This window comes from Mesorhizobium vachelliae, assembly GCF_033977325.1.
In the GTDB taxonomy this organism is placed as follows: Bacteria; Pseudomonadota; Alphaproteobacteria; order Rhizobiales; family Rhizobiaceae; genus Mesorhizobium; species Mesorhizobium vachelliae.
This window is the reverse complement of record NZ_JAVIIR010000017.1, coordinates 34,658-50,131: the sequence shown is the minus strand read 5'-3', so window position 1 is coordinate 50,131 and position 15,474 is coordinate 34,658. Positions and strand designations below refer to the sequence as shown.

The 15,474-nt window shown below is 63.8% G+C and carries 14 protein-coding genes; 5 read left to right on the top strand and 9 right to left on the bottom strand.

Annotated features, from left to right (window positions below):
- The first annotated feature begins 79 nt into the window (after nt 1-79).
- A complete protein-coding gene (locus RFM41_RS28220; RefSeq protein ID WP_320252676.1) occupies nt 80-949 on the top strand; it encodes a LysR substrate-binding domain-containing protein in 870 nt (289 codons plus the stop codon).
- A 79-nt stretch (nt 950-1,028) separates the two neighbouring features.
- Here the strand turns inward: RFM41_RS28220 and fghA are convergent, their stop codons facing one another.
- A complete protein-coding gene (gene fghA / locus RFM41_RS28215) occupies nt 1,029-1,862 on the bottom strand; it encodes an S-formylglutathione hydrolase (RefSeq protein WP_320252675.1) in 834 nt (277 codons plus the stop codon).
- 200 nt (nt 1,863-2,062) lie between these two features.
- Between fghA and RFM41_RS28210 the strand changes: the two genes are divergently transcribed.
- Nucleotides 2,063-3,559, top strand: a complete 1,497-nt coding sequence (locus RFM41_RS28210) for an aldehyde dehydrogenase family protein (RefSeq protein ID WP_320252674.1) — start codon at nt 2,063-2,065, stop codon at nt 3,557-3,559.
- Nucleotides 3,560-3,709: 150 nt separating this feature from the next.
- Here the strand turns inward: RFM41_RS28210 and ftsZ are convergent, their stop codons facing one another.
- Nucleotides 3,710-4,702: a cell division protein FtsZ gene (ftsZ, locus tag RFM41_RS28205; protein ID WP_224514728.1), complete on the bottom strand. Its 993-nt coding sequence runs from the start codon at nt 4,700-4,702 to the stop codon at nt 3,710-3,712.
- Nucleotides 4,703-4,919: 217 nt separating this feature from the next.
- The gene (locus tag RFM41_RS28200) at nt 4,920-5,960 is read right to left on the bottom strand and encodes a proline racemase family protein (RefSeq protein ID WP_320252673.1); all 1,041 of its coding nucleotides are present in this window, start codon (nt 5,958-5,960) and stop codon (nt 4,920-4,922) included.
- A gap of 323 nt (nt 5,961-6,283) precedes the next feature.
- On the opposite strand from RFM41_RS28200, the gene RFM41_RS28195 reads away from it, so the two are divergent.
- Genes RFM41_RS28195 through RFM41_RS28185 form a run of 3 tightly spaced genes read left to right on the top strand, consistent with a single transcriptional unit; the run spans nt 6,284 to nt 8,512 of the window.
- Nucleotides 6,284-7,093, top strand: a complete 810-nt coding sequence (locus RFM41_RS28195; RefSeq protein WP_320252672.1) for a transporter substrate-binding domain-containing protein — start codon at nt 6,284-6,286, stop codon at nt 7,091-7,093.
- Nucleotides 7,094-7,150: 57 nt separating this feature from the next.
- A complete protein-coding gene (locus RFM41_RS28190; RefSeq protein ID WP_320252671.1) occupies nt 7,151-7,816 on the top strand; it encodes an amino acid ABC transporter permease in 666 nt (221 codons plus the stop codon).
- A gap of 3 nt (nt 7,817-7,819) precedes the next feature.
- Complete coding sequence (locus RFM41_RS28185) at nt 7,820-8,512, top strand: amino acid ABC transporter permease (RefSeq protein ID WP_320252670.1); 693 nt, start codon at nt 7,820-7,822, stop codon at nt 8,510-8,512.
- A gap of 34 nt (nt 8,513-8,546) precedes the next feature.
- Here RFM41_RS28185 and RFM41_RS28180 read toward each other — a convergent pair whose 3' ends face one another.
- The 6 genes from RFM41_RS28180 to RFM41_RS28155 all read right to left on the bottom strand — a co-directional run bounded on the left by RFM41_RS28180 (nt 8,547) and on the right by RFM41_RS28155 (nt 15,293).
- A complete protein-coding gene (locus tag RFM41_RS28180; protein WP_320252669.1) occupies nt 8,547-9,425 on the bottom strand; it encodes an SMP-30/gluconolactonase/LRE family protein in 879 nt (292 codons plus the stop codon).
- Between the two features lie 2 nt (nt 9,426-9,427).
- The gene (locus RFM41_RS28175) at nt 9,428-10,396 is read right to left on the bottom strand and encodes an ABC transporter permease (RefSeq protein WP_320252668.1); all 969 of its coding nucleotides are present in this window, start codon (nt 10,394-10,396) and stop codon (nt 9,428-9,430) included.
- The gene (locus RFM41_RS28170) at nt 10,393-11,382 is read right to left on the bottom strand and encodes an ABC transporter permease (protein WP_320252667.1); all 990 of its coding nucleotides are present in this window, start codon (nt 11,380-11,382) and stop codon (nt 10,393-10,395) included. The genes RFM41_RS28175 and RFM41_RS28170 overlap by 4 nt, the downstream gene beginning before the upstream one ends.
- A 42-nt stretch (nt 11,383-11,424) precedes the next feature.
- Nucleotides 11,425-12,927: a sugar ABC transporter ATP-binding protein gene (locus tag RFM41_RS28165; protein ID WP_320252666.1), complete on the bottom strand. Its 1,503-nt coding sequence runs from the start codon at nt 12,925-12,927 to the stop codon at nt 11,425-11,427.
- 166 nt (nt 12,928-13,093) lie between these two features.
- Nucleotides 13,094-14,161 carry a substrate-binding domain-containing protein gene (locus tag RFM41_RS28160; RefSeq protein ID WP_320252665.1) on the bottom strand — a complete coding sequence of 356 codons (1,068 nt, stop codon included), beginning with the start codon at nt 14,159-14,161 and terminating at the stop codon, nt 13,094-13,096.
- Nucleotides 14,162-14,228: 67 nt separating this feature from the next.
- On the bottom strand, nt 14,229-15,293 hold the full coding sequence (locus RFM41_RS28155) for a substrate-binding domain-containing protein (RefSeq protein WP_320252664.1): 1,065 nt from the start codon (nt 15,291-15,293) through the stop codon (nt 14,229-14,231).
- Nucleotides 15,294-15,474: the final 181 nt, after the last annotated feature.

Here is a 15,474-nt window from a genome sequence, read left to right as displayed (position 1 = left end):
AATCGTTATTTTGTATTGATGTATAGATCGGATTGATGATAAGAGCCTGCCGCTCAGGCGCCAATATGGGAGCATACGCATGCGTTATGTCCAGCTCAGAGCGTTTCATCAGGTGGCCATCTCAGGCGGCTTCTCGCGCGCCGCCGAGGCGCTTTTCCTGACCCAGCCGGCGATTTCGGACCAGGTGCGCAAGCTGGAGGAAGAGTATGACGTGCTCCTGTTCAACCGGAACAAGAAGCAGGTCACGCTGACCACGCAGGGCCAGAGGCTGCTCGAGATCACCCACCGCATGTTCGAGACCGAGCAGCAGGCGTTGGAGCTTCTAACCGAATCGCGCGCATTGCGTTCCGGCACGTTGCGCATCGTCGCCGACGCGGCGCATCATCTCCTGCATATTCTCGGCGCCTTTCGCGCCCGCTACCCCGGCGTCCAGGTGTCCGTGCGCTCCGGCAACACCGAAACGGTGATCAGCAGCCTCTACAGCTATGAGGCCGATATCGGCGTTCTCGGCGAAATGCCGGGGGGACGCGATTTCGAGATGTTGAGACTCAACTCGACGCCGATCATCGCCTTCGTGTCCGCCGATCACCCGCTGTCGGACCGGAAATCGCTGACGCTCGGACAGCTCGCGCAGCAGCCGCTGGTGATGCGCGAGCGCGGCTCGAAAACACGCAAAAAGCTGGAGGATCTCGCCACGGCTTCCAATGTCGAGCTGAAGCCCGCCATCGAGGCGGAGGGCCGTGAGGCGGTACGCGAGATCGTCGCCTCCGGCGCCGGCATCGGTTTCGTCTCGGCCGCTGAGTTCGGCCACGATTCGCGGCTGGTGCCGATCACCATCGACGCACCGGAGACCCTGATGGACGAAGCGCTGATCTGCCTGCGCGAACGCAGCGGCGGCAAGCTGGTGCGCGCCTTCCTCGACATGGCCCGCTCGATGTCTGGGGATTGAGCCCGGCTTTTACGCGGACCTGTTCAGCGTCGCGGATGAACCTGTGGCGAGCCTACGGCACGCGCACCTTACAGGCAAATCACCCAAGGCGGCTGGCATGCCACTTCAAATGGTCGTCCATGAAGGTCGAGATGAAATTGTAGGAATGGTCGTAGCCGTCCTGCATGCGCAGGGTGAGGTTGATCCCTGCCTTCTTGCACGCTTCTTCCAGCAGCCATGGGCGCAGACCGTCCTGCAGGAAGCCGTCCGCCGTGCCCTGGTCGACGAGGAATTCGGGGAAGCGCTTCCCGTCTTCGATCAGCAGCGTGGTGTCATAGGCGCGCCAGCTTTTTTCGTCCGATCCGAGATATTTCTCGAAGGCCGGCCGCGACCAGCCGGCCGTCGAGGGTTGCACGATCGGCGCGAAGGCCGAGCAGCTCCGGTAGCGCTCTGGATTTTTCAACGCGATCGTCAGCGCGCCATGTCCGCCCATCGAATGGCCGAAGATGGCCTGGCGCGACAGGTCGACCGGGAAGTTGGCAGCGACGAGCGCCGGCAATTCCCCGGTGATGTAGGAATACATGCGATAGTTCTTCGCATAGGGTTCTTGCGTCGCATCGAGGTAGAAACCGGCGCCGCAGCCGAACTGCCAATTGTCCTTCTCATCGGGAACATCGGCACCGCGCGGGCTGGTGTCCGGACAAACGACGATAAGCCCGAGTTCGGATGCCATCCGCCGATACTCGCCCTTGTCCATGACGTTTGCGTGGGTGCAGGTCAGGCCCGACAGGTACCACAGGACCGGGAGCGGCCCGTCCTTGGCCTGCGGCGGCACGAAGACGGCGAAGGTCATGTCGCAGGCGCAGACTTCGGAAGCGTGCGAATAGACGCCTTGGATGCCGCCATGCGATTTGGAGGTGGAAACGACCTTCATCGGTTCTGCCTTTCGTCAGGAAATCATAACCCGGCATAACCGCCGGGCTCGATCGGCGCAACCTCGCGCCTCGGCAAACTACGCGGGCGGCGCGATGAAGCCCACGTCCGGTCAGCCCGCCGGAGCAATCAAGCTTTCCTTGTTTGAGGTCGCCGGCAGTGGGAGTAATAGTCGCATCGGAATTCGTGAGGAGGAGAAGGATGACGCTGAACTTCGACCCGAGGGCGAAGGCCACCACGCTCTACCATGGCGAATTCCGTCCGATGTTCATCGGCGGCAAGTGGGTCGCGGCGCAATCCGGCGAGGAAATGCAGGCGCTGAACCCGGCGACGGGCGACGTGCTGGCCACCGTGCCGCGCGGCGGAGCCGCCGATATCGACGCCGCGGTGGCCGCCGCGCGGGCCGCGTTCGAAGGGCCTTGGTCGAAATTCTCGCCCTACGAGCGACAATGCGTGCTTCTGCGGATCGCCGACCTGTTCGAAAAACATTGGGAAGAGCTCAGCGTCTCCGACACGCTCGACATGGGCCTGCCGATCACCCGCACACTGGCCAACCGGCGCCGCGTCATCGGCATGCTGCGCTTCTACGGCGGCATGGCGACCGCGCTCCATGGCGAGACGATCGACAATTCGATCCCCGGCGAGATCGTCTCCTTCACCCGCCGCGAGCCGATCGGCGTCGTCGGCGCGATCATCCCCTGGAATGCGCCCACTGCCGCTTCGATCTGGAAGATCGCGCCGGCTCTGGCCACCGGCTGCACCATCGTGCTGAAGCCGTCGGAGGATGCATCGCTTACGCCGCTGCTGATCGCGAAGCTGATGCAGGAAGCGGGCGTCCCCGACGGCGTCGTCAACATCGTCACAGGAACCGGCGCCGAGGCCGGGGCTCGGCTTGCGGAACATCCCGATGTCAACAAGATCGTCTTCACCGGCTCAACGCTGACCGGCCAGGCCATCGCCCGCGCCAGCATCACCAACCTCAAGCGCGTTTCGCTGGAGCTCGGCGGCAAGTCGCCGATCATCGTCTGCCGCGACGCCGATGTCGACAAGGCCGTGCCGGTCGCGGCGATGGCGGTGTTCGTGCATTCGGGCCAGATCTGCATCGCCGGCTCACGCCTGTTCGTGGCGCGCGAGATCCATGACGAGTTCGTGCGCCGGGTCGCCGAGTTCGCCGGCAAGCTGCGCATCGGCCATGGCATCGAGGTCGACACGGAAATCGGGCCTCTGATCAACGCAAGGCAGGCCGGCAAGGTGGAGGGCTACATCAAGGCCGGCAGCGACGAAGGCGCCCGGCTGGTCGCCGGCGGATCGCGGCTGACGGGCGAGCTCTATAACCGCGGCAACTTCATCGCGCCGACCGTCTTCGGCGCGGTGTCGGACAAGATGACCATCGCGCGGGAAGAAATCTTCGGACCGGTCATCTCGGCCATGCCCTTCGACACGCTGGATGAGGTTGTCGCGCGCGCCAACGCGACGCCTTACGGCCTGGCGGCTGGCATCTTCACCACCAATCTCGGCACCGCGCACAAGCTCGCGCGCCGCGTCAAGGCCGGATCGGTCTGGGTCAACATGTACCACGCCATCGACCCGGCGGTGCCGTTCGGCGGCATGAAGATGTCCGGCTATGGCCGCGAGGGCGGCGTCGAGCATCTGCACGAATATCTGGAGACCAAAGCGGTCTGGATCCAAACCGACTAAAGCGCGTCGCGATCTTTCAGATTCGCTCCATGCGCTTTAGGTTTTAGATTTTACGCATGTCTTTGTCCCGAAACCGGTTCTCACTTTCGGGAGACATGCTTTGGAGCAATTCCAGGAAAGGTGACAAACGCCGCGGCAGGATCGCCAGCCTCAGGCGATCCGCTGCTCGAACTGCGCGATGTCCGCGCTCTTGCGCAGGCCGGTCGCGACGACGGACACGCGGAACTTTCCCGCCAGGGCCTGGTCGAAGATGGCGCCGACGATGATGTCGGCATCGGCGTCGACTTCCTCGCGTATTCTTGTCGCGGCTTCGTCGACCTCGAACAGCGTCATGTCCATGCCGCCGCAGATCGACACGAGCAGCCCTCTGGCGCCGGACATCGAGGCCTCGTCGAGGAGCGGATTGGCGATCGCCGCCTCGGCCGCGATCTTGGCGCGCCCCTCCCCGGAGGCCTCGCCGGTTCCCATCATGGCGCGGCCCATATCCCGCATCACCGACTTCACGTCGGCGAAATCGAGATTGATCAGCCCTTCCTTGACGATGAGGTCCGTGATGCAGCCGACACCCGCGTAGAGAACGCGGTCCGCCATCGCGAAGGCATCGGCGAAGGTGGTTTTGGCGTCGGCAACCCTGAAGAGGTTCTGGTTCGGGATGACGATCACGGTGTCGGCGCTCTCGCGAAGGCGTTCGATGCCTTCTTCGGCCGCCTGGGTCCTGCGCTTGCCTTCGAACACGAAAGGCTTGGTGACGACGGCCACCGTCAGGATGCCGGCATCGCGCGCGGCACGCGCGATCACGGGCGCCGCACCGGTGCCGGTACCGCCACCCATGCCGGCGGTGATGAAGCACATATGCGTTCCCGCCAGATGATCCATGATCTCGTCGATGGATTCCTCCGCCGCGGCACTGCCGACCTGGGGCAGCGATCCGGCGCCCAGTCCCTCGGTCACATGCGCGCCCAGCTGGATCAGCCGCGACGACTTCGACATGGTGAGCGCCTGCGCGTCGGTGTTGGCGACGACGAACTCGACGCCTTGCAGCCCCTCGGCGATCATATTGTTGACGGCGTTGCCGCCGGCGCCGCCGACCCCGACGACGGTGATCTTGGGTCTCATCTCCAGGATTTCCGGCTTGGCGGTCATTTCTTCATCTTTCTACCAAAGCACCTGCTGCCCTGCCGCACGACAATGCGGACCCGGAACAAGTATGCGAATCAGGCGACCCCCACCAAACGCAGGGAATCAGAGCAGGCGCCTCCCTGCAAGGTCCGCTGACATTCTGCAAGCGCAAACGCCCCGCCGAGAGCTGGAAAGCGCCTGGCTAATCGAGTGATCCGAGCCGAAGTCGTTGCGGGAAATTCTATTGCGTCACCGAGGTCGAGGTGCCCCAGGTGTCCGACAGCACATAGCCTTGCGGATACGGATCCGTCGGATCGAGATAGTAGTTGTGCTCGCCCGTGATCCAGGCGCGGCCCGTTATCTGCGGCACGATCGCTTTGCGCCCGGCGACTTCGGTGAGCTCGAGGATCTTGCCGGTGAAGCGCGAGCCGATGATCGATTCATGGATCAGCACGTCGCCTTCCTTCATCTGGCCCCGCGCCTGCAGCACCGCCATGCGGGCCGAGGTGCCGGTCCCCGTCGGGCTGCGATCCGAGCGTCCGGGCGAGACGATGCAGGTGTTGCGCGTGACTTTGCCCGGCCCCTGGAACGGCATGGCGAACTGCACGATGGAGACGCCGCGCACATTGTCGAATTGCGGGTGCACGACATCGAGCTGCTCGCGCGCCGCGCGGCGGGCCTTCTCGCCGGCCACGGCCAACTCGCGAGCCTCGTCGGGCGTGACCGAGAAGCCAAGGGCCTTGGCGTCGACGATCGCGTAGAACATGCCGCCATAGGCGATATCGACTTTCAGCGTGCCAAGCCCTTCCACCTCGATATTGGCATCGAGGCTATGGGCGAAGGCGGGGGCATTGCGAAAAGTTATCGACAGGCATTTGCCGTCCTTGCATTCGGCGCGCACCTCGATGACGCCGCCAGGCATGTCCAGCTTGAAGCGCGTCTCGGGCTCCTGCATCGGCACCATGCCGGTCTCGAGCAGCACCGTGGCGATGCAGATCGTGTTGGAGCCGGACATCGGCGGATATTCGGTCGGCTCCATGATGATGGCGCCCGCGGCGCAATCCTCGCGCGTCGAAGGCACCAGGAGATTGACATGCCGGGCAACGCTGCCGCGCGGCTCGCAGATCAGCATGCGCCTGATATGGTCGTGATCGCGTTCCATCGTGATCATCTTTTCCATCATCGTGCGGCCTGCCGGCGGCAGCACGCCGCCCACGATGACATCGCCGATCTCGCCCTCGGCATGGCAACCGACGACGCGGATGCTGGTTTTGGTGCGCATTGCTTTTTCTCCCTGTCCGCCGCGGCTATCCGCCTGGCAAGTGGCGTGCTTCGGGACAAACTGACCAAATCCGAGCGCCCGCCTCAAGGAGAATCCGAGAATAGCCGCCAACGTTTCCGGCTGCAGTTCCTCGTCGTTGGGTTGTCCAGTCGGCCAAGCTCTTGCGTGGGTGATAAAAATTATAATAGCATACCATTATGCTAGCACGCTGCGGCGCTGAACAATCGAGGGACGACAGACAGATTTTCCATACGTCTTCGCGTGAGATGCGCCCTCGCGCGGACGATATCGACTTGAAGGCGCCAAATGCATGGGAGGAAAACATGCGGACTGTCTTGAGAGGGGCCGGCGCCTTGCTGACTGGCATGGTACTGATGCTCTTGGTGCTCATGCCTTCGATCGCCTCGGCGCAAACCGTCGACGAGATCATTTCGCGCGGCAAGCTGGTCGTCGCGATCGACACCACCACGCCGCCTTACGCCTTTCTCGACGCCAATCTGAAGCCGACCGGCTTCGATATCGAGGTCGCCAACAAGATGGGCGAGGCGCTTGGCGTTCCGGTCGAATTCGTCACCGTGACATCGCCCGGCCGCATCCCGGCGCTCTTGACCAAGCAGGTCGACGCCGTCATCTCGATCTTTTCGATCACGCCTGCACGCGCCATCCAGATCGATTTTTCGATCCCTTATGCCGGACAGTCGGCCGTTGTCATCGCGCCGAAAAGCACCAGCATCAAAGGCGTCGCCGACCTCGTCGGTAAGAAGGTCGGCCTGACGCGGGGCACGGGCGAGGACGGCCTGCTGACGGCGGCCGCCGCCGCCAATCCCGGCATCAACATCCTGCGCTTCGACGACTACTCCTCGCTGCTGCAGGCGATGGTATCGGGCCAGATCGACGCCATGGGCGGCGGCGACTATGGCGAGATCTACCTGAAGAAGGCGCAGAACGGCGATGCCTTCGAGCAGAAATATGTGCTCAAGACGTTCTATTTCGGCATCGGCGTCGCCAAGGGCAACGACAATTTTCGCCAGTGGATCAACACCTGGCTGTTCGCCATGAAGACCGACGGCACGCTCGATGCGCTGTCGATGAAGTATCGCAACCAGCCGCTGCCTGCGCTGCCGGTTTTCTGATCACACCTTCCATGAAACCGCGGGGCCGGTCGGCCCCGCTTTCTTGACGGAATGCCTATGCAAACCGCCCTGCAATTCGGCCCCGTCCTGGCGCATCTTGACCTGCTGCAGCGCGGGCTGGAAAAGACCATCGAACTGGCGACGCTCTCGATCCTGTTCGGCGCCGCCTTCGGTATCCTGGGCGCCGTGGGTCGCAGTTTCGGGCCGCGCTTTCTATCCTGGCCGATAGGCGCCTATGTCGAGCTGATCCGCAACACGCCGCTGCTCATCCAGCTCTATTTCGTCTTCTTCTCGCTGCCGCTGTTGGGCTTCAAGCTATCGAGCAACGCGGCGGCGGTCGTCGCGCTGTCCATCCATCTCGGCGCCTATGCCACCGAAATCCTGCGCGCCGGCATCGAGGCCGTCCCGGAAGGACAGATCGAGGCCGCCAAGTCGCTCGGGCTCAGCCGCTACCGCATCATCCGCCACGTCGTGCTGGTGCCGGCGGCGCGCGCCGTCTACCCATCGCTGTCGGCGCAATTCATCCTGCAGATCATGGGCACTTCGATCGTCGGCGCGATCGCGGCGGAGGAACTCACCGCGGTCGCCAACAACTTGGTCATGCAGACCTTCAGGAGCTTCGAGGTCTATATCGTCATCGCGGTCGTCTACTTTGTGCTGGTGCAGGCAGCGAGCCTGCTCTTTGCCGGCATAGGCAAGCTGATGTTCCGCTGGAAGGCCTAGCCCATGAGCCTGCGCGACTTCGGCCCCAACGAACTGATGTTCCTGCTCCTGGCGACACGCTGGACGATCCTGCTCGCGCTGATCGCCTTTGCCGGCGGCGGCTTGGTCGGGCTTGTCGTGGCAGCGATCCGGGTGGCGCCCGCTCGCCCGCTGCGCTGGCTCGCCGCCGGCTACATCCAGTTCTTCATGGGCACGCCGATCCTGATCCAGCTGTTCATGGCCTATTACGGCTCGTCCCTGCTCGGCTACCGCCCGGATCCATGGACGGCCGCGGCGGTGACGTTCTCGCTCAATGGTGGGGCGTTCTTCGGCGAGATTTTTCGCGGCGCCATCGAAGCGATCCCGAGGGGGCAGTGGGAAGCCGCGACCGCGCTCGGTTTCCGCTTCGTCAGGACGCTGCGGCTGGTGATCGTCCCGCAAGCAGTGCGGCTGATGCTGCCCCCGACGGTCGGCTTCATGGTGCAGATCGTCAAGACGACGTCGATCGCCTCCCTGATCGGGCTCACCGAGCTCGCTCGCGCAGCCACGCAGGTCAACACGGTCACCTTTCAGCCGGTGACGGTCTTCGGAACGGTGTCGCTGATCTATTTCGCGCTGTGCTGGCCGCTCTCGCTTTATGCCGGCTATCTTGAGCGCCGGTTCGCGGTGGGCGTGAAGCGAAACACCGGGACGCCGCTGGTCATGTCGGCGGCCTGAACTTCCGGGAAAGCGTGGGCCAAGGGTAAAGGCGCTATCCCTTGAACGCCGGCAGCGTCAGGCCCTTGACGCCGACATCGAGCGCGAACAGCCCGCCCGGATGCTTTTGCCCGACGAAATGGCTGGCGGGACGCCGGAGCACGGCTGAGGTGACATAGAGGATGTCGAGGTCCTTGCCGCCGAATTCGCAGCAGGTCGGCAGGTCCGTCGGCAGCACCACCGTCTGCATCAGCCTGCCCGTCGGATCGTAGCGGCAGACCTTGCTGGTCACCGGGATTGTCACCCAGTAGCAGCCTTCCGCATCGACGGTGGCGCCGTCGGCGACGCCGCCGGTAGTCGTCATGTCGATGAAGGTGCGGCGGTTCTCGATGTCGCCGGTGGCGGGGTCGAAATCATAGGCCCAGACAGCGCCGGCATGGCTGTCGGAAAAATACATGGTCTTCGAATCCAGGCTCCAGGCAAGACCGTTGGAGCAGCCGATGCCGTCGATCATCTTGTGCACCGAGAGATCGGGATCGAGCCGGTAGAGCGCGCCGATGAATTCGAGCTGGCCCGGCGCTTCGAACATCGACCCCGACCAGAACCGCCCCTGCCGGTCCGGCTTGCCGTCGTTGAAGCGGGTCTTGGGCATATGCGCTTCCGGGTCGACGATCGCCTCGAACTTGCCGGTCGCCGGGTCGAAGAAATGAAAACCGTCGGTCATGGTTAGCACCAGGCCGCCCTTCTCGCGCAGGCCGAGGCAACCGAGATATTCCGGCGTCTCGAACACCTCGTCTCTGCCGGTCGCCGGATCGTAGCGGTGGATCAGCTTCTTCCAGATGTCGATCCACCAGAGCACACCTGCTTTCGAATCCCAGAGCGTGCCTTCGCCAAGCTCCGCTCCCGCATCGACGACGCACGTGATCTCGACCATGTTCAAGCCCTTCTGCCGCGAATTCTGACGCCGAGCCCGGCGAAGGTCTCGCTGCCGATCGATACCGTGATCAGGATCACCGCGCCATAGACGACGAGCAGCGCGCCGCTCGACAGGTTGAGCGCCGGCAAGAGCCCGGTGAGGATGGTCAGCACCATGGCGCCCGCGACGGTGCCGAGATAATGCCCGCTGCCGCCGAGGATCGAGGCGCCGCCGATGGCGACCGCCGCAATCGACGTGAACAGATAGGCGTCGCCCATGCCGAGATAGGCCTGGCCGGAATAGCCGGTCAAAAGCATGCCGGCGAAGGCGGCGGTGAGGCCGGAGACGACATAGGTCAAGATGGTGGTGCGCGCCGTCGGCACGCCGGAGAATTCGGCGACTGTCGCGCTGGTGCCGAGCGCATAGAGATGACGCCCGAACGCCGCCTTGGAGAGCAGCAGCGTGGCGACCAGCGTCAGCGCGAGCCAGATCAGCGCGATGACCGGGAAGCCGCCGATGCGCCCAACCGAAAGGAACTGGATCAGCGCCGGCGCTGAAGGCGTCGGCGAGCCGCCGGTCAACACCAGGATCAGGCCCTGCAGGATCACGTTGGTGGCCAGGGTCATGATGATCGGTGGCACGCCGAACTGGGCGACGCCGACGCCGTTGATCAGCCCGACGAAAGCGCCGCCAGCAAGCAGCAGCGGCAACACCCAGACAAGCGGGAGATCCTGCCCGCCACAGAGCAGCGCCATGACGATCGCAGCCGAATTCAGCACCCAGGGCACCGACAGGTCGATGCCGCCGCCGATGATGACGAAGGTCTGGCCGAGCGCGACGATGCCGACGAAGGCCGCCAGCACCACGGTGGAGCGCATGTTGGAGACCGACAGGAAGCCCGGCGAGAACATCGCGGTGACCAGGAGCAGCATGACCATGCCGGCATAGGCGAGCACGATGAGGCGGTTGCGGGCGAGGAAGGCGCTCATTGGACACGGTTCCTCGCGGCCTTTTCGGCGACGGAGCTTGCCAGCACCGAGAGCAGCAGGATGACGCCCGACGCGACCGGCTGCCAATAGCTCGACACATGCAGGACGAAGACCAGATTGCCGATGAGGGTAAGCACGAAAGTGCCGATCAGCGTGCCGGCGAGATGGCCTCGGCCGCCGAACAGGCTGACGCCGCCGATGACCGCGGCAGCCACCGAAGGCAGGATATAGTCCTTGCCGATGGTCGGCGAGCCGGCGCCGGTCTGTGTGATCAGAAACAGCGCGGCACCCGCGGCGAACAGGCCGGACAGGCCGTAGGTGACGACGTTGACGCGGGTGATGGAAACGCCCGACAGGAAGGCCGATTTCTCGTTGGAGCCGGAGGCCTGGATGGTGATGCCGACGCGCGTCGCGCGGAACCACCACCAGAACACGAGCAGCGCCAGCAGCATCCAGACAGGGCTCGTCAGGCCGAGGAGCTGTGCCGAGGCGAAGCCGACCCACCAACCGGGGACGCTGCCGCCATCGGTCGGCAGGATGATCATGGCGACGCCGTTGAGGATCGACCAGGTGGCGAGCGTCACCAGGAAGGGCTGCAGCTTGAGCAGCGAGATCAACAGGCCATTGAGCGCGCCGATGAGGAAACCGAGCGCCAATATCGTCAGCGCCCAGAACGCGGTGGTCGACGGGTCGTCGGTGAAACGCGTCGCCGCGATCACCGTGCCGAGGCTGATCATGCCGCCGATCGACAGATCGATGCCGCCGCGCACCAGGACGATCGTCTGTCCGGTCGCCGCCAGCATCAGCGTCATCGCCGCAGCCGTGTCGAGGTTGAGCTCGTCCAGGCTGAAGACGCCCGACTGCAGGCCGCCATAGATGGCGACGATCAAGGCCAGCATCAGGCAGGCGACGAGGAACGGCGCGCGGTCGAGCGCGCGGCCGCGCCAATCGATGCCCGGGCTGATCTCCTTCGTGTGCGCCGGCATTTGCGCCCTCTCCACAGTTTGCTCCGCGGACATCACCATGCCTCAAGCCGCCCTGGTTTCAAGCATGGCGGCGCGCAGGATCCCCTCCTCCGAAATATGATCTCCCTCCAGCGTCGCTGCGATGCGGCCGTTGCGCATCACCAGCACGCGGTCGGCGACATGGACGAGCTCCGGCATGTCGCTTGAATGGAACAGGATCGCGTAGCCCTTGGCGGCGAGATCGCGCATCAGCTGGAAGATCTCACCCTTGGTGCCGACATCGACGCCGCGCGTCGGATCGTAGAGCAGGAGCACGCGCGCTTCCGTCAGAAGCATCTTGCCGAAGATCACCTTCTGCTGGTTGCCGCCGGACAGCGTGCCGGCAAGCTGTTCAGGCGTGCCGGCCTTGATGCGCAGAAAATCGACCATCTCCTTGACCAGCGCCTCTTCCTTCTGCCGGCTGAGCAGACCGTTTTCGGTGAAGCGCTTGATGACTGACAGCGTCAGGTTCTCGCGCACGCTCTTGGTCAACAGCAGGCCCTGGCCGCGCCGGTCTTCCGGCACCAGCGCGATGCCGTCCTTGCCGGTCAGCGCCTGGCGCGGATTGCCGATCGCAGCGGGCTTGCCCCAAAGCTCGATCGCGCCGCTCGCCTTCGTGGCGCCGAACAGCGCCTGGAACAGCTCGCGCTGGCCGTGGCCCTGCAGGCCGCCGACGCCGAGCACCTCACCCCCGCGAAGCGAAAAGTCCACGCCCGACAGGCGGCTGCCGCTGATGAGGTTTGCGACCTTCAGCGCGATGCGATCGGTCATCGTCGGCACGCGCTCGGGATAGAGCCGGTCGAGATGCCGGCCGATCATCTGGGTGACGATCTCGTCGTCGGAGACGGCATTGGCCTCATGCGCGGCGACGGTGCTGCCGTTGCGGAAGATCGTCAGCCGGTCGGCTATGGCGCGCACCTCGGCCATGCGATGCGAGATGAAGATGACGAGCCTGCCCTCGGCGGCCAGCTGCCGGGTGAGCTTCAACAGCCATTCGGCTTCCCGCGCCGGCAGCGCCGAAGTAGCCTCGTCGAGGATCAGAATGCGCGGGTCCTTCGCCAGGCCCTTGGCGATCTCGACGATCTGTCGTTCGGCCAGCGTCAGCCGCCGCAATTCCTGCTCGGGACGCAGCGCCGGGAAATCGTATTTTTCGAGCAGCGCCAGCGTTTTGCGGCGCATCTCCGCGCGGTTGACGGTGCCAAGCCATGTCCGTGGTTCGTGGCGGAACCAGATGTTCTGCTCGACGCTGAGATCGGGAATGAGTGACAGTTCCTGGAACACGGCGGCAATGCCGCGCGCTTGGGCGTCGTCCGGATTGGCGGGGCGATAGTCCTGCCCGTCGACCAGGATCGAGCCGCCGTCATGCTGCACAGCACCCGACAGTATCTGGATGAAAGTGCTCTTGCCCGCGCCATTCTCGCCGAGCAGCGCATGCACCTCGCCGGCGCGGGCGCTGAATGCAGCCTCGCTCAGCGCGACGATGCCGCCGTAACGTTTGGACAGACCGTTGACGGTGACGAGATCCATGGGTCGCTTTCTAGAGCGTTTCACCGTTTCAAGGAAACGGCGAACCCCTCTATCTCTTTGTTTTTACGCAATTCCGGACGGAAAACCGCTCACACTTTCCTGGAATTGCTTGAACAGGTCTCCCGGCATCGCTCGATGCCGGGAGATAGGATCGTGAAACAGCACGTTACTTGCTGCCGGCGGCTTCCGCGGCGGTGATCTCGACCCAGTCGGGCGTGATCGGCAGCGTCAGGCCAGGCGCCTGGTCGGGGAAGGCATTCTCGCCGACCGCGATCTTGATCATCTTGGTGCCCGGATAAAGCTTTGACTCGAAAGGATCGGTCGTCACGAAATCGCCCTTGACCGACACTGAGCGTTCGGCCGGCTTCTTGCCGGTGTCCAGAATATCGACCGCTAGCTTGATCGCTTCCGAGGACAGATAGGCCGGGTTCGAGCCGAGGATGCACTTGGCGCCTTGCGTCTGCGCGCAGGTGACGGCCGCGACATTGTAGGAGAAGCCGACGACCGGGACGATCGGCCGGCCGGCGTCCTTCAGCGCCTGGATGGCGCCCGAGCCGTAGCCTTGCGTCATGATACCGTCGATCTTCGGATTGGCGGCAAGCAATGCCGCCACGCCGGACTGTTCCGGCCCGAGCGCGTAATTGCCGTTGTAATAGCCGACCACCTTGATGTCGGGATATTTGGCCAGCACTTTCTCATAGCCCTGCTGGAGTTGCGCCGAGATCGGCGCGCCGGCGAGGCCGCGGTCGAGGATGATGTTGCCCTTGCCGCCGAGTTGCACGGCCATCCACTCGGCCATGACGGCGGGGATGCGGTCCCAATCGGAGGCGACCGCATAGGCGCAAGGCTCGGTCACCACCTGGTCGAAGCTGATGACGACGATGCCGGCGTCGCAGGCCTTCTTGAGGGTGGGGTTGAGCGCCGAATCCGAACCGGCATCGACGAGGATGGCGTCCGGCTTCTGGCGGATGATGTTGTTCAGCGAGTTGATCTGCGCCTGGACCGTGTTCTCGACATTCTCGATCTTGAGGTCGACGCGGCCCCTCAGCGGCCCCTTGTTGACCGACACGGTGGCGACGCGCTCCATCTGCTGGCGCCAGTCGTTGCCGACGAAATTGTTGGAGAGATAGATGGTGTAGGGCTTCTTGTCCTCGGCATGGCCAGCCTGCATGCCGACCGCCATCATGGTGGCGGCAAGCGCTGCGAGGCCGGTGTAACGGCTCAATAATTTCATGATTTTTCTCCTCCCGTTTTTCGTTTCGAAATCGTGGCGCCTCACTGCGGCGCCCTTCCTCATCAAATCAGCTTCCCGAGGCCTCCTTGGGCGTGATCTCCACCCAGCTTGGTGATACCGGAAGGGAAAGGCCGGGCGCCAGATCGGGGAACACGGTCTTGCCGAGTTCGATCTTCACGGCCGAGGAATTCGGCGCGTATTTGGCATCGACCATGTCCGTAGTCAGGCCGGGCGAATTGAACAGCACGGTCGTGTCTACCGGCTTCTTGCCGCTATCGAGAATGTCGACGGCGAGCTTGATTGCTTCCGCGGACAGCGACGGCGGATTGGCGCCGAGCCAGCATTTCGCGCCCTTCGTCTCGGCGCAGGTGACGCCGGTGCCGTTGAAGGCGGCGGCGACGACCGGCACCATCGGCCGGTCGGCATTCTGCAGCGCCTTGATGGCGCCGGTGCCGTAGCCTTGCGAGAAGATGCCGTCGACCTCCGGATGCGCCGCAAGCAGGCTTGCTACGCCTTCCTGTTCGGGCCCTGCGGCGTAGTTGCCGTTGAAATAGCCGACGATCTCGATGCCGGGATATTTCTTGAGCACGGCGCCGAAATTCTTCTCGAACTGCTCGGATATCGGCGCGCCGGCGAGGCCCCGATCCATGAAGACCTTGCCTTTGCCGCCGAGCATGGAGGCCATCCATTCGGCCTGGTTGTTGGCCATGATGTCGAAATCGGAATGCATCTTGTAGGCACATTCTGCCGACACGGTCTGGTCGAAGCTGACGACGATGATGCCGGCGTCGCAGGCCTTCTTGATCGTTGGATTGAGCGCTTCGGCCGACGACGCGTCGATCAGGATGGCGTCGGGTTTTTGCCGGATGATGTTGTTCAGCGAGTTGATCTGCGCCTGGACCGTGTTCTCGGCATTTTCGATCTTGAGGTCGACGCGGCCTTTCAGCGGTCCCTTGTTGACCGCGACATTGGCGACGCGCTCCATTTGCTGGCGCCAGTCATTGCCGACGAAATTGTTGGAAAGGTAGATGGCGTAGGTTTTCTTGGCTTCGGCATGGCCGGATGTCGCTCCAACGCAGACTGCGAATCCGGCAAGCGCCATCAGGCCGACGCACAGGCTCCTCGATTGCATAGTCTCCTCCCTATGTTCCTCCCCGGCCGGCGATGGACTGCGCCATCTTGATCGGACACCGGGCCTTTCGGCAGGCCGCGGCGGCGACGGAATTCGCGCGCAACCTCGCTTCCCGCCGGCATCCCAGCCTAGCTATCATGCTATTATAATTTTATAGGCCTGTCTATGCACCCGTCGGCAG

Bases quoted from the DNA above. Each gene is read 5' to 3' on its own strand.
- RFM41_RS28155 (WP_320252664.1), bottom strand. From the start codon at position 15,293: ATGCAATCGAGGAGCCTGTGCGTCGGCCTGATGGCGCTTGCCGGATTC.
- RFM41_RS28210 (WP_320252674.1), top strand. From the start codon at position 2,063: ATGACGCTGAACTTCGACCCGAGGGCGAAGGCCACCACGCTCTACCAT.
- RFM41_RS28220 (WP_320252676.1), top strand. From the start codon at position 80: ATGCGTTATGTCCAGCTCAGAGCGTTTCATCAGGTGGCCATCTCAGGC.
- RFM41_RS28175 (WP_320252668.1), bottom strand. From the start codon at position 10,396: ATGAGCGCCTTCCTCGCCCGCAACCGCCTCATCGTGCTCGCCTATGCC.
- RFM41_RS28190 (WP_320252671.1), top strand. From the start codon at position 7,151: ATGCAAACCGCCCTGCAATTCGGCCCCGTCCTGGCGCATCTTGACCTG.
- RFM41_RS28170 (WP_320252667.1), bottom strand. From the start codon at position 11,382: ATGCCGGCGCACACGAAGGAGATCAGCCCGGGCATCGATTGGCGCGGC.
- RFM41_RS28185 (WP_320252670.1), top strand. From the start codon at position 7,820: ATGAGCCTGCGCGACTTCGGCCCCAACGAACTGATGTTCCTGCTCCTG.
- RFM41_RS28200 (WP_320252673.1), bottom strand. From the start codon at position 5,960: ATGCGCACCAAAACCAGCATCCGCGTCGTCGGTTGCCATGCCGAGGGC.
- RFM41_RS28195 (WP_320252672.1), top strand. From the start codon at position 6,284: ATGCGGACTGTCTTGAGAGGGGCCGGCGCCTTGCTGACTGGCATGGTA.
- RFM41_RS28165 (WP_320252666.1), bottom strand. From the start codon at position 12,927: ATGGATCTCGTCACCGTCAACGGTCTGTCCAAACGTTACGGCGGCATC.
- fghA (WP_320252675.1), bottom strand. From the start codon at position 1,862: ATGAAGGTCGTTTCCACCTCCAAATCGCATGGCGGCATCCAAGGCGTC.
- RFM41_RS28160 (WP_320252665.1), bottom strand. From the start codon at position 14,161: ATGAAATTATTGAGCCGTTACACCGGCCTCGCAGCGCTTGCCGCCACC.
- RFM41_RS28180 (WP_320252669.1), bottom strand. From the start codon at position 9,425: ATGGTCGAGATCACGTGCGTCGTCGATGCGGGAGCGGAGCTTGGCGAA.
- ftsZ (WP_224514728.1), bottom strand. From the start codon at position 4,702: ATGACCGCCAAGCCGGAAATCCTGGAGATGAGACCCAAGATCACCGTC.